At 58.5% G+C, this 13,028-nt stretch carries 10 protein-coding genes; 4 read left to right on the top strand and 6 right to left on the bottom strand.

The window, feature by feature from the left end:
* Positions 1 to 89: 89 nt before the first annotated feature.
* Positions 90 to 602 (top strand): dihydrofolate reductase, encoded by a 513-nt coding sequence (locus CJF39_RS00620; RefSeq protein WP_094991683.1) that lies wholly within the window; start codon positions 90 to 92, stop codon positions 600 to 602.
* Positions 603 to 651: 49 nt separating this feature from the next.
* Here CJF39_RS00620 and CJF39_RS00615 read toward each other — a convergent pair whose 3' ends face one another.
* From CJF39_RS00615 to CJF39_RS00595, 5 genes are all read right to left on the bottom strand, one after another.
* On the bottom strand, positions 652 to 2,043 hold the full coding sequence (locus CJF39_RS00615) for an L-cystine transporter (protein WP_094991682.1): 1,392 nt from the start codon (positions 2,041 to 2,043) through the stop codon (positions 652 to 654).
* A 423-nt stretch (positions 2,044 to 2,466) separates the two neighbouring features.
* On the bottom strand, positions 2,467 to 4,314 hold the full coding sequence (ilvD, locus tag CJF39_RS00610) for a dihydroxy-acid dehydratase (RefSeq protein WP_094991681.1): 1,848 nt from the start codon (positions 4,312 to 4,314) through the stop codon (positions 2,467 to 2,469).
* Positions 4,315 to 4,549: 235 nt separating this feature from the next.
* Entirely contained in the window at positions 4,550 to 5,743 is a 1,194-nt protein-coding gene (locus CJF39_RS00605; protein ID WP_094991680.1) for an MFS transporter, read from the bottom strand.
* Positions 5,736 to 6,704: a diiron oxygenase gene (locus tag CJF39_RS00600; RefSeq protein ID WP_249275303.1), complete on the bottom strand. Its 969-nt coding sequence runs from the start codon at positions 6,702 to 6,704 to the stop codon at positions 5,736 to 5,738. Before CJF39_RS00600 ends, CJF39_RS00605 begins: the two co-directional genes overlap by 8 nt.
* Positions 6,701 to 7,786 carry a SagB/ThcOx family dehydrogenase gene (locus tag CJF39_RS00595; RefSeq protein WP_094991679.1) on the bottom strand — a complete coding sequence of 362 codons (1,086 nt, stop codon included), beginning with the start codon at positions 7,784 to 7,786 and terminating at the stop codon, positions 6,701 to 6,703. The genes CJF39_RS00600 and CJF39_RS00595 overlap by 4 nt, the downstream gene beginning before the upstream one ends.
* Positions 7,787 to 8,212: 426 nt before the next feature.
* Here CJF39_RS00595 and CJF39_RS00590 point away from each other — a divergent pair, with 426 nt between their 5' ends.
* The gene (locus CJF39_RS00590) at positions 8,213 to 9,904 is read left to right on the top strand and encodes a DUF4153 domain-containing protein (RefSeq protein WP_094991678.1); all 1,692 of its coding nucleotides are present in this window, start codon (positions 8,213 to 8,215) and stop codon (positions 9,902 to 9,904) included.
* 51 nt (positions 9,905 to 9,955) lie between these two features.
* Here the strand turns inward: CJF39_RS00590 and CJF39_RS00585 are convergent, their stop codons facing one another.
* The gene (locus CJF39_RS00585) at positions 9,956 to 11,152 is read right to left on the bottom strand and encodes a class I SAM-dependent rRNA methyltransferase (RefSeq protein ID WP_094991677.1); all 1,197 of its coding nucleotides are present in this window, start codon (positions 11,150 to 11,152) and stop codon (positions 9,956 to 9,958) included.
* A 201-nt stretch (positions 11,153 to 11,353) separates the two neighbouring features.
* On the opposite strand from CJF39_RS00585, the gene CJF39_RS00580 reads away from it, so the two are divergent.
* Positions 11,354 to 12,166, top strand: coding sequence for an HDOD domain-containing protein (locus tag CJF39_RS00580; RefSeq protein ID WP_170942632.1), 813 nt, complete (start codon positions 11,354 to 11,356; stop codon positions 12,164 to 12,166).
* A 23-nt stretch (positions 12,167 to 12,189) separates the two neighbouring features.
* A complete protein-coding gene (mutM, locus tag CJF39_RS00575) occupies positions 12,190 to 13,002 on the top strand; it encodes a bifunctional DNA-formamidopyrimidine glycosylase/DNA-(apurinic or apyrimidinic site) lyase (RefSeq protein ID WP_094991675.1) in 813 nt (270 codons plus the stop codon).
* Positions 13,003 to 13,028 lie beyond the last annotated feature (26 nt).

Below are 13,028 nucleotides of genomic sequence, written 5' to 3'. Positions count from 1 at the left end.
GCCGATCCATTCAAGTGAGCCAAGAGCATAACCGCTGCGGCGCCGGACGGGGTACTGCGGGCGCGGGTCGCTCTGGTATCCTCGCCGCCATGAAAAAAACACTCCCCCTCAGCCTGATCGCAGCCCTCGGTGAAAACCGCGTGATCGGCGTCGATAACAGCATGCCGTGGCATTTGCCGGCGGATTTCAAGTATTTCAAGGCCACCACCCTCGGCAAGCCCATCATCATGGGGCGTAAAACCTGGGATTCGCTGGGCCGCCCGTTGCCGGGCCGGTTGAACCTTGTCGTCAGTCGTCAGACCGGGTTGCAACTTGAAGGTGCCGAAGTATTCCCCTCCCTTGAGGACGCAGTGGCGCGCGCACAAGCCTGGGCACTTGAACAAGGTGTCAGCGAAGTCATGTTGATTGGCGGTGCGCAGCTGTACACCCAGGGGCTGGCGGATGCCGACCGGTTGTACCTGACGCGTGTGGGCCTGAGCCCGGAAGGCGATGCCTGGTTTCCAGAATTTGATCAGTCGCAGTGGACATTGGTGTCGAATGAACCGCATGCAGCTGAAGACGGAAAGCCGGCGTTCAGTTTTGAAGTGTGGGAAAGGGCTTAAGCAGACGTTGAAGCCCCTCTCCTTATGGGAGAGGGGCAAGGTTCAAACCTTACGCGTGCGCCAGCTCACCATGATCGTCTTCAGCCAGGATGGCTTTATCCGTCTCATTCATGATCTGGCTGGTCACCGTACCGGCCACCATGGCGCCGCTCACGTTCAGGGCTGTGCGGCCCATGTCGATCAGCGGTTCAACCGAGATCAACAACGCCACCAGCGACACGGGCAGGCCCATCGCGGGCAGTACGATCAGCGCGGCAAACGTTGCGCCACCGCCTACGCCCGCCACACCGGCTGAACTCAACGTCACGATCGCCACCAGCGTCGCAATCCACAGCGGGTCCAGCGGGTTGATGCCCACGGTCGGGGCAACCATCACGGCCAGCATGGCCGGGTACAGACCGGCACAGCCGTTTTGACCGATGGTCGCGCCAAACGAGGCCGCAAAGCTGGCGATGGACGACGGAATCCCCAAGCGACGGGTTTGCGCCTCAATGCTCAACGGAATGCTGGCTGCGCTTGAACGGCTGGTGAACGCGAACGTCAGCACCGGCCAGACCTTGCGGAAGAAACGCAGCGGGTTGACCCCGGACAATGACACGATCAGCCCGTGAATCACGAACATCAGCGCCAGACCGATGTAAGACACCACCACGAAACTGCCGAGTTTGATGATGTCTTGCAAATTCGACGTAGCCACCACTTTGGTCATCAACGCCAGCACGCCGTACGGGGTCAGTTTCATGACCAGACGTACCAGACGCATCACCCAGGCTTGCAGGGTGTCGATGGCATTGAGCACTTTGCTGCCTTTTTCCGGCTCATCCTTGAACAGTTGCAGCGCGGCAACGCCCAGGAATGCAGCGAAGATCACCACGCTGATGATCGACGTCGGCTTGGCGCGGGCCAGGTCGGCAAACGGGTTTTGCGGGATAAACGACAGCAGCAACTGCGGCACATTCAGGTCGGCCACTTTCCCTGCGTAATCGCTTTGAATGATCTGCAGGCGGCTCATCTCCGCAGCGCCCGCCACCAGACCTTCAGCCGTGAGGCCGAACAGGTTGGTCAGGCCGATGCCCACCAGCGCTGCGATCATGGTGGTAAACAGCAGGGTGCCGATGGTCAAAAAGCTGATCTTGCCCAACGACGACGCGTTATGCAGCCGCGCCACGGCGCTCAGGATCGACGCAAATACCAGCGGAATCACGATCATTTGCAGCAGCTGCACATAGCCGCTGCCAACCAGATCGAACCAGCCGATGGACGTTTTCAGGGTAGGGTTTTCAGCACCATAGATAAAGTGCAAACCAAGACCGAAAATCACACCGACAACCAGCGCCAGCAGGACTTTTTTAGCAAGGCTCCACGCGGTGTGGCGGGTCAGCGACAAGCCGAACAGCAACGCGAGGAACACCAGCAGATTGAGGATCAGCGGGTAATTCATGAAAGCTCCGAGGGGCGACTTGTACCAGTCTTGGGATGTAACAATTTCGAACCGGAAATGCTAACAGGTTGATATAGCTAGAAATATACCGTTCTGGAATGACTACCTTTGATTTAGGCATAAGACTGTCGACAGTGCGAAGGTTGTTTGTGCCTCTCGTGTCGCTTATAGAGAAGCATAGCGGCTATGCGTCAGACGACTCAGAAATCGGCGCTGCGTTGACGTGTCGTCAGAGGGAACGTAAGCGCACGGTCGAGGGATTCCTGAAATTCAAACAAAGAACTGACGATGAGCTTTCAATCCAGAGCATGCCAGGCAGGGCACATCTTTTCCGGATGCTCTTCGTTGCAAGGGTGAACATCTTTTGGCCGTTCATTAAAAATCCCGGCACATGGCCGGGATTGTTGGGTAGAGCGAGGCGAGTTACGGCACCAGTTTGTCCAGCAAGGCTTTGTCACGTACCGCGCCCTTGTCGGCGCTGGTGGCGAGCAAGGCGTATGCCTTCAATGCCGTGGTGACTTTGCGTGGACGCACTTCGACCGGTTTCCAGCCTTTTTTGTCCTGCTCGACGCGGCGCGCCGCCAGCTCTTCGTCGCTGACCAACAAATTGATCGAGCGGTTCGGGATGTCGATCAGGACTTTGTCGCCGTCCTGTACCAGGCCAATTGCGCCACCGGCAGCGGCTTCCGGTGAGGCGTGGCCGATGGAAAGGCCCGACGTACCCCCCGAGAAGCGGCCGTCCGTCAGCAAGGCGCAGGCTTTGCCCAGCCCCTTGGATTTGAGGTACGAGGTGGGGTAGAGCATCTCTTGCATGCCCGGCCCGCCCTTCGGGCCTTCGTAGCGAATGATCACGATGTCGCCCGCCTGCACTTCGTCCGCGAGGATGCCGCGCACGGCGCTGTCTTGGCTTTCGAAAATTTTGGCGTTGCCTTCGAACACGTGAATCGACTCATCGACCCCGGCGGTTTTCACTACACAACCATCCAGCGCGATGTTGCCGTACAGCACGGCCAGCCCGCCTTCTTGGGAGTAAGCGTGTTCGACGCTGCGAATGCAGCCGTTTTCGCGGTCGTCGTCCAGCGTGTCCCAGCGGGTTGACTGGCTAAACGCGGTTTGCGTCGGGATGCCGGCCGGGCCTGCGCGGAAGAACGTGTGCACGGCTTCATCGTCAGTCTGGGTGATGTCCCACTTGGCGATGGCGTCGGCCATGGTCTTGCTGTGCACAGTCGGCAAGTCGGTGTGCAGCAAACCGCCACGGGCCAGCGAGCCGAGGATGGAGAAAATCCCGCCAGCGCGGTGTACGTCCTCCATGTGGTACTTCTGAATGTTCGGCGCCACTTTGCACAGCTGCGGCACGTGGCGTGACAGGCGGTCGATGTCTTTGAGGTCGAAATCAATCTCGGCCTCCTGGGCAGCGGCCAGCAAATGCAGGATGGTGTTGGTCGAGCCGCCCATGGCAATGTCCAGCGTCATGGCGTTTTCGAAGGCCTTGAAGTTGGCGATGTTGCGCGGCAGTACGGATTCGTCGTTCTCGACGTAGTACTGGCGGCACAGGTCGACGATGGTACGGCCCGCTTGCAGGAACAGTTGTTCGCGGTCGCTGTGGGTGGCCAGTGTCGAGCCGTTACCCGGCAGTGCCAAACCGAGGGCTTCAGTCAGGCAGTTCATCGAGTTGGCGGTGAACATGCCGGAGCATGAACCGCACGTCGGGCAAGCGCTGCGCTCGTACTCGGCAACCTTCTCGTCAGAAGCGCTGGAGTCGGCTGCTATCACCATGGCATCAACCAGGTCGAGACCATGGCTGGCGAGCTTGGTTTTGCCCGCCTCCATTGGCCCGCCGGAGACGAAAATCACCGGGATGTTGAGGCGCAACGAGGCCATCAGCATGCCGGGGGTGATTTTGTCGCAGTTGGAAATGCACACGATGGCGTCGGCGCAGTGGGCATTGACCATGTATTCCACGGAGTCGGCAATGATCTCGCGGCTTGGCAGCGAATAGAGCATGCCGTCATGGCCCATGGCGATGCCGTCGTCCACCGCGATGGTATTGAATTCTTTGGCGACGCCGCCTGCACGCTCGATCTCGCGGGCGACCAGTTGGCCCATGTCTTTGAGGTGCACATGGCCCGGCACGAATTGGGTAAAGGAGTTGGCAATGGCGATGATCGGCTTCTTGAAGTCGGCATCTTTCATCCCCGTGGCGCGCCACAAAGCGCGGGCACCGGCCATGTTACGGCCATGGGTGGAGGTTTTCGAACGATAGTCAGGCATGGAGCAACTCCGGGCGGCTAATCAGGTAACAAACAGGGAAGTGAGCTTCTAATTGCTGACTGACAACACAGAAAATGACTACGTGTCAGCAAGCTGCCGTTAACGCTGCGGGATCGCCGCGCGTCTGGGCCTGAGCTCATAAACCCGCCGGGGATGATTGGCGATGAATGCGTCGATTCTACACGGCTGGCGTGCGGAGGGAATGGGCCTGACACACGGGCCACAGAGGAGGGGGCTATGCAGGGTGTTGTGCGCGCTGGCGTCGGCGAGTGGACAAGATCAGGCCCAACGCAATCAGGCCCAGCGCCATAAAGGTGATCGCCAGTGTCACTTGCAGGCTGGCCGGGCTGAGGTTGACCCAGGCACTGACAACCCCGCCGCAGATGAAGATCAGCGCGCTGCCGGCTGACGACGCAGTGCCTGCCAGATCAGGAAAAACGTCCATGGCCCGCGAGGTGGCAATTGGCCGGGCGAGGGTGATGCCCGTGGTGCAGACAATCATGGGCAGCAACACGTTAAAAACCGTCAAGCCCGTATGGCGGTGCAGCAGCCACATCAACCCCCCTGCCAGGACGATCAACAACAGCCCGGTAATGATCTGCCAGTTCGCCCTGATGCGTTTGCCGAGGACGTGAGCCAACACGCCGCCGCCGACATAGGCCGCGCCATACACCAGCAAAATCAGTGAGTAGGTGTAGCTGGACAGGTGCAGTTGTTCCAGAAACAACAAGGGTGAAATGACGATGAATGAAAAGTGGCAGGCGAACGCGATGGCCGCTATCAACCAGTAGCTGATGAACGTGGGATTGCGGCACACCATGGCGTACGCCTTCAGCAGGCCGAGGGTCGAAGGCTTGCGAGCAGGGTTTTCTCTTAAGTGCTTCCACGCCATGGCCCATACGATTGAACCCAGCGCAATGAACACCCCGAAGCTCCCGGGCCAGTCGAATGCCTCTTGCAGCACGGTGCCAGCCAGGGGCGAAAGCGAAATCGCCAGCCCGCTGGCGGTGACCATCAGGATGCGCAACTGGTCACGTTGCTTGCCTATAAACAGGTCCTGAATCAAGGCTTGAGACAACACAAAGCACCCGCACCCGACGGCCTGCATGCACCGAAAAAACAGGAATCCCGTGTAATGGGTGGACAGTACGCAACCCGCCGCGCCCAGAATCGACAAAGCCATCCCGGCAAGCAACAAGGATTTGCGCCCGATGCGGTCTGAAAGCGGGCCTATGAGCAGTTGTGAAAGTGAAATACCGATAGCGAACAGACTGATGGACAGTGCGATATCGCCCGGTGTTCGTTCAAAGAAGTCAGCCAGGGCGGGAAATGAGGGCAACACCACATCCAGCGGGAACACCCCGAGCACCACCATGCTCAGCAACAGCACAATCGCCAGTCCCGGTCGGGTTGCGGGGGTTTCAGGCATCCATAAACCCTGCACTCATAAACAGGCGTCGATTGTGATCACAGTTAAAAAAACCGGCATTGGCCAACGCCAGCACTGTGGCTTTGGACCCCGCACGCACGCGCTGCTGATGAACGGCGGGTTGCTGCAAGTGGGTGGTGATCTGCTCGATGGTGGCAGGGTTGAGGTCGACACTGCTGAGGCTTTCTTTGAGCCAGCGGGTGTCGCTCTCGAAAAAGATGCCAAGCAGGATCAGTAATTGTGTCGAGGCTTGGGCGCGTTGAACGTCATCCAGCCGTGACCACACATGGGCGAACACTTCACTGAAGTAACGACTGTGCCGTGCTTCGTCCCCCAGGTGGCTTTTGAACATGTCCAAAACAGTGGTAACCAGCGGTACATGGATGGCGCCCAACAGCTCTTTGGCAATAATCGTCTCGGACACAAAGCCGATCAAAAACCAGTTCAACGGCCTGTCAGCCGGGCGGCATACCTCTATTTGATGCAGCAGGCGCTGGATACGATGAGCGGGGCGCGAGCGGTTGTTTATCCCGTACAGGTCGGCTACCTGTTCTGCGATCTGGCAGGAAAACAGCGCGTGATAGCCCTCGTCGATATAAAGCTGCAAGGCCGCGTTCTTCATCGCCGCGGGCACGTGAACGCCAAGTTCGTTATGAATCAGGGTTTCGACCGCCCGGTTCACCAGTTTGTGTTCCAGCACCGTGGTGTGGTCGAGGAAATACACCAGTTGATTGGCTTCAAGGCGCCGCGCAACTGACTGGCCTGCCTGCACGATGTCCGGGTGGTCGAGGTAAGGCATGAACGCGGGTACAAACCAATGACGCTCGCCCAGCTGACATTCCAGGTCGGCAGGCAGCGAGTAAGGTGTTCGATCCAGGCGCACGCTGGCCTTGTTGTCCCAGTCAGGCAAGGTGTATGGGGGGCTCGCGGCAAGCCTTTTCGGGGACGTGGATTCGCTCACAACGTCGATTCCTCCTGCTTGATTAATGCGACCAGTTCCGGGCACTGCACTTGGCCGTCACCTTTGCCGCAACCCACAAAGAACAGCGGCTGTTCGGGACTGTTGTCCATATCCAGCAGTGCTTCAACCCGGTCATCGGTCAGGGCGCCGGTTAGCCAGGTATTGAGCCCAAGTTGTGTGGCGACGAGCTGAAATGTCTGAGAGATATGCCCGGCTTCGACGTAGGCCATTCGATAAGCGCGAGAATGCTCGTACTTCCACCACAACTTGTCGAAGCGCGCAGTAATGAATAACCCCACGGGCAGCGAGTTGATGAAGTGTTGGCCGCACAGCAGTTGCCCCAGCGGTTCTTCCGGCAGCGGGTTGATCAGGCTCAAAGCATGCAGATCGCTTGAATAGGCATAAATGCCGGGTTTCAGGCCGTTCACATGCCGGACATAGACGTAACCTTCGCACGCGTTCAGCCCACCACCTGAAGGGCTGCTGCGGCGCGACTCCATGCCCAAGGGGAGCGTGGGGTTGACCTCGCCCCGGCGCTCGTTGAGATACCCCAGCGACAGATAAAGCAGCGAGCTGAGTTGGGTAAGCGTGAGGCTTTGCTCAGTGAAGGCGCGTGAGGTTTTGCGGTTGAGCAGCGCCGCCGACAATGTGCCTTTCAACGTGTCGGCAGGCCTGCATACGGGTAACGCAATCAGGGGCGCGTTATGTGGGTCGACCCGGTTGGGCGCAGGGGCCGGGCTATTCAGGACCTCATTGCAATGTGCCAGGTACTGCGAGGCCCATTCATGGACATCTTGAGGGATGTGTTCCTGCGGCAGGTTTTTAGTGCCGATATGAAAGATCATGGACAGTTCGTCCCAGCCCCATTCAGGCACCGGCATTTCATCCGGCGTGATAATGGACGCGGCTAAAAAGTCTTGATCAATCCGGTTGTCAGGGTCGAACAGTTCCGGGCAAGTAATCAGTTGGGTTAATCGTTTGCTGTAATGGAAGTCGAGTTCAAATTGGGTGTGATTGGCATAATTCCAGACAATATGGTGCGGTGATCGGGCCAATATAAATAAATAAGGATTTATATGCATGGATCAACAGCTCTGAATTGAGAAGGTAATGAAACCGGGGTGTCGGATGTCCCCGGCTTCATAGTCAGCGACGTTGCGTTAGCGCTGAGTAACCGCCAAACAAGCGAGGTTGGCGATTTTGTTGGTTTCCAGCGTAATGGCTTTCATCGTATTGCTCCTTACTTAAAAGTGGGTGACTTCAGTGCGTAAGTGCAGTCGCTGAGTACTGCGGTGTTCGCTCAGTGACTTGGTTAAAACTAGCTGCTTAATGAAAAACAACAATGTTATATAAAGTGGGGCATTGCCCGCTTTTGCGTAAGTTTCATCTTATGTAAGGGTTAAATCGCTGTTTATATCCGGGGCGTTTTAATAAACGCAGCTTGTGTAGGCGATTGGTGGGTTACGCCTTAAAGTGGCGGGGTGCTTTCCTTACAGGGATTTTGAAAGATGGTCATTACGCGCTCCATCAAGGCCTGCCTGGCCATTGGTCTGGTGCAGGGAGTGTTGCTCTGGCTCGCTCGCTCCATCACCGAAAACGGCATCAAGTTCGCACTCGTGACCGCGGTGCTGGTGGGCGGGATCAACCTGCTGCTACTGGGCGATAACGTGCGTCACCGCGGCACCGGCTGGCTTGTACTCGGATTGACCGCCGTGATGAGCGCCATCAGTGCCTGGGTGTTCTGGGAGGGTGGGGAGCAGTGGCGTTCCAGCAGTTGGCTGACGGGTAGCTGGACCTGTTTCGCCGTCGTGATCACCTACATCTGCACGGCCTTCATCCTCAGTTGGCCAACCCGCGAAGGACGTTACCCGCGCTACGAAGATTTATTCCGCCACGCGTGGGACACCGTCTTCATTGTGTTGCTGGGGTTGCTGCTTAACGGGGTGTTCTGGGCCTTGATTCTGCTGTGGGGCAGCCTGTTCAAAATGCTCGGCATTGTGGCATTGAACAAAGTGTTCTCCACCGACGGTTTTATCTACATCAGCACGGCCATGGTGTTTGCCCTGGGCTTGAAGATGGGCCGCGACAATGATCGGGTGATCGGCTTGCTGCGCGGCATTCTGCTCACGTTGTGCCGCTTCTTGCTGCCACTCGGCGCTTTGATTGCCCTGGTGTTCACGTTCGCATTGCCCTTCACCGGGCTGGAGCCGATCTGGGACACAGGGTATTCAACGCCGATCATGGTGTGCCTGGTGGCCGTTAATCTGTTCTTGCTCAACGGCGTGGTACAGGACGGCGAACACGAGATCGGCTACCCGACGTGGCTGTTGCGCATGATCGACCTGTGCCTGTTGTGTTTGCCGGTTCTGGTGGTGCTGGCCGGGTATTCGACCTGGTTAAGAATTGAACAATATGGCCTGACGCCGAGCCGCCTGTTGGCGATGCTGCTGGTGGCCGTGATGCTGGTGCACAGCCTTGCAGCGGCTTGGGCAGTGGTGCTGCCGCAGCGTCAGTGGTTGTGGCGTTTACGTGTTAGCAACCCAGTGATTGCACTCTTGAGCGTGCTGCTGTTACTGGCGATTCATACGCCGTGGTTCAGCCCGTTGCAGTTCAGTGCGCAGAATCAGGTGAACCGAGTATTGAGCGGTAAGTCGTCCGTCGAAACCTTTGATGCAGACACCTTGCGTTATCGACTGGGGCCTCCCGGCAAACAGGCTTTTGAGGCACTGCGGGCGCAGGTGGAGCAAGGTCAGGTGCTGTCTGCGTCAGCACGTGATGTGCTGTTGAAGCGTCTCAAGGATGCGGACATGGGCAACGGTGTGCGCGCGCCGAATGACCGGGTGCTGGAATGGATCGGCCCTGAAGTCGAAGGCAGTGAGCAATTTGGCGAGCCGGGAATTGGCGGACAGCCCTGCTGGGCGCCGGGGTGCGTGTTGTGGGCGGTAGACCTGAATCAGGACGGTCAGATGGAGGTGCTGCAACTGCCGAAACAGAAGTGGTCTGATCCGTTGTATTTCTTCACGCGTGACGCCCAAGGGCGATGGAAACGGGCAGGCACCTATGAAGGTGGCGACAGCCCTCTGGAGATGATCGAGCAGATTCGCGAGGGGCAGGTGAAGGTGGTGAAACCCCGCTATCAAGCGTTGCAGATCGGCTCAACCGAGCTGAATCCGGAGCTGGATCGCGAACCGCAGCCGTAAAAATGAACCCCTGACCGCCACCGTTGGCAGCGGTCAGGGAAGCGTCGTTACTTAGCTGTTTGGCAGCAAACGGCAGGTGATGCTCTTGATGTAGCGGGTTTCCTGGATCGCCGGGTGTACCGGGTGATCCGGGCCCTGACTGCCGCGTTCCAGCAACTGGATATTGCGGTCAAGGTGACGGGCGCTGGTCAGCAGGATGTTTTGCAGGTCGTCTTCCGGCAAGTGCATCGAGCACGATGCGCTGACCAGAATGCCGTCTTTGGTGAGCAGGCGCATGGCTTGCTCGTTCAGGCGACGGTAGGCGCCTTCGCCGTTTTTCAGGTCTTTTTTACGTTTGATGAACGCTGGTGGGTCGGCCACGATCACGTCGAAACGCTCTTCGTTGGCTTTCAGCTCTTTGAGCGCTTCAAACACGTCGCCTTCCAGGCAGGTCACGCGGTCAGCGAAACCGTTGAGTGCCGCGTTGCGCTCTACGCCGTCCAGTGCGAACGAAGACGCATCCACGCACATGACTTCGCTGGCGCCGAAAGCGGCGGCCTGAATGCCCCAGCCGCCGATGTAGCTGTACAGGTCCAGAACGCGCTTGCCCTTGGCATACGGCGCCAGACGCGCACGGTTCATGCGGTGGTCGTAGAACCAGCCGGTTTTTTGTCCGGCGATCACCGGGGCTTCAAACTTCACGCCGTTTTCTTCCAGCGCAACCCACTCTGGCACCAGGCCAAACACGGTTTCGACGTAACGCTCAAGGCCTTCGGCATCACGGGCGGCCGAGTCGTTCTTGAACAGGATGCCGCTCGGCTTGACGACTTGAACCAGCGCGGCGATGACGTCAGCCTTGTGCTGTTCCATGGTCGCGGAAGCCAGTTGCACCACCAGAATGTCGCCGAAACGATCCACCACCAGACCCGGCAGCAAATCGGAATCGCCGTACACCAGGCGGTAAAACGGTTTGTCGAACAGGCGATCACGCAGCGACAGGGCCACATTCAGGCGGTGAACCAGGAACGACTTGTTCAGTGGTACTTTGACGTCGCGCGACAGCAAGCGCGCGCAGATCAGGTTGTTCGGGCTCATGGCAACGATGCCCAGCGGTTTGCCGCCAGCAGTCTCCAGCACCGCTTGGTCGCCAGCCTTGAAACCGTGCAACGGCGTTGTGGCTACATCGATTTCGTTGCTGTAGACCCACAAGTGGCCGGCGCGCAGGCGTCGATCGGCGTTGGCTTTAAGGCGCAGGCTTGGCAGGGACATGACGTCGCTCCGGGTATTGAAAAGGGCGCGATTATAGCCCTAGACGCGTACGCGGGGCTTGGTTGATTCACCGCATTGCGTCGGATTGCCTGCGCAAAGCTGCGAGGAATTCCGTTAGAATCGCGTGCTATTCCAGAGTGTGTCGTCATGCCCCCAGAGCTTTCATCCGAACAGATCAGCCAAGCGCTGCAAGGCATTAGCGTGCCGCCTCAACCGCAAATCATGGTGGATTTGCAGATGGAGCAGTACATGCCCGATCCGGATCTGGAAGCGATCTCCCGGCTGATTGCCCAAGACCCCGGTTTGTCGGGTGCGTTGCTGAAAATCGTCAACTCCCCGCATTACGGCCTGACCAACAAGATTGCGTCCATACAGCGCGCCGTGACGTTGCTGGGCAGCCGGACCGTGATCAACTTGATTAACGCGCAGTCGATCAAGGGCGAGATATGTGACGAAACCATCGTGACCCTCAACCGCTTCTGGGACACCGCGCAAGATGTGGCCATGACCAGCATGACGCTGGCCAAGCGCACCGGTTCGCAGGCGGTCGATGAGGCTTACGCGTTGGGGCTGTTCCACGACTGCGGCATTCCGTTGATGCTCAAACGCTTTCCCAATTACATGGGGGTGCTCGAACAGGCTTACGCCCATGCCGGTGCGAACAGTCGCGTGGTCGACACCGAAAATACGCATTTCAACACCAACCATGCCGTGGTCGGCTACTACACAGCCAAGTCCTGGCGCTTGCCGGAACACCTGACCCACGCCATTGCCAATCACCACAACGCGCTGGCGATCTTTAGCGACGACTCGTCGCGCCACAGCCAACTGAAAAACCTGTTGGCGATCCTCAAGATGGCCGAGCATATTTGTGCCTCGCACAAAGTCCTGGGCAATCAGCGTGAGGACCACGAATGGAGCAGCATCAGCCATCTGGTGCTGGATTACATCGGTCTGTCCGAGTACGACTTTGAGAACCTCAAAGAGAGCATCCGCGAGTTGGGTGCCCACTAGGTTGTCCCCCGCCGGAGTGTCGAATGCCTGAATTACCTGAAGTCGAAACCACTCGCCGCGGCATTGCCCCGCACCTTGAAGGGCAACGGGTCAGCCGGGTGATCGTGCGCGAGCGGCGCTTGCGTTGGCCGATCCCGGAAGACCTGGATGTGCGTTTGTCCGGGCAGAAAATCATCGGGGTGGAGCGCCGTGCCAAATACCTGCTGATTAACGCTGAAGTCGGGACGCTCATCAGTCATTTGGGCATGTCCGGCAACTTGCGTCTGGTTGAAGCGGGTTCGTTAGCGGCCAAGCATGAGCACGTGGACATCGAGCTGGAGTCCGGGCTTGCCTTGCGCTACACCGACCCGCGGCGTTTTGGCGCGATGCTCTGGACCCACGACCCGCTCAACCACGAACTGTTATTGCGCTTGGGCCCTGAGCCGCTGACCGACCTGTTTGACGGTGAACGCCTGTTCCAGCTGTCGCGCAAACGCGCCATGGCGGTCAAGCCGTTCATCATGGACAACGCGGTCGTGGTGGGGGTGGGCAATATCTATGCGACCGAAGCGCTGTTCGCGGCTGGCATTGATCCGCGCCGCGAAGCCAAAAGCATCTCGCGGGCGCGCTACCTGAAGCTGGCGGTTGAGATCAAACGCATTTTGGCGGCAGCGATTGAGCGCGGCGGCACCACCCTGCGTGACTTCATCGGCGGCGATGGCCAGCCCGGCTACTTCCAGCAAGAACTGTTTGTCTACGGGCGCGCGTACGAGCAGTGCAAGGTGTGCGGCAGTGAATTGCGCGAGGTCAAGCTGGGCCAGCGCTCAAGCGTGTTTTGCCCGCGCTGCCAGAAATAAATCGGGTCGCGCAACTGACTGCACAG

Source organism: Pseudomonas lundensis (genome assembly GCF_002269125.1).
Taxonomy (GTDB): domain Bacteria; phylum Pseudomonadota; class Gammaproteobacteria; order Pseudomonadales; family Pseudomonadaceae; genus Aquipseudomonas; species Aquipseudomonas lundensis_A.
Note: the sequence above shows the minus strand (reverse complement) of the source record. Positions and strands in the feature narration are given on the sequence as shown.

What these genes read in the sequence shown, in the direction of transcription:
- CJF39_RS00620 (WP_094991683.1), top strand. Translation starts at nt 90, where the DNA reads ATGAAAAAAACACTCCCCCTCAGCCTGATCGCAGCCCTCGGTGAAAAC.
- CJF39_RS00615 (WP_094991682.1), bottom strand. Translation starts at nt 2,043, where the DNA reads ATGAATTACCCGCTGATCCTCAATCTGCTGGTGTTCCTCGCGTTGCTG.
- ilvD (WP_094991681.1), bottom strand. Translation starts at nt 4,314, where the DNA reads ATGCCTGACTATCGTTCGAAAACCTCCACCCATGGCCGTAACATGGCC.
- CJF39_RS00605 (WP_094991680.1), bottom strand. Translation starts at nt 5,743, where the DNA reads ATGCCTGAAACCCCCGCAACCCGACCGGGACTGGCGATTGTGCTGTTG.
- CJF39_RS00595 (WP_094991679.1), bottom strand. Translation starts at nt 7,786, where the DNA reads ATGCATATAAATCCTTATTTATTTATATTGGCCCGATCACCGCACCAT.
- CJF39_RS00590 (WP_094991678.1), top strand. Translation starts at nt 8,213, where the DNA reads ATGGTCATTACGCGCTCCATCAAGGCCTGCCTGGCCATTGGTCTGGTG.
- CJF39_RS00585 (WP_094991677.1), bottom strand. Translation starts at nt 11,152, where the DNA reads ATGTCCCTGCCAAGCCTGCGCCTTAAAGCCAACGCCGATCGACGCCTG.
- mutM (WP_094991675.1), top strand. Translation starts at nt 12,190, where the DNA reads ATGCCTGAATTACCTGAAGTCGAAACCACTCGCCGCGGCATTGCCCCG.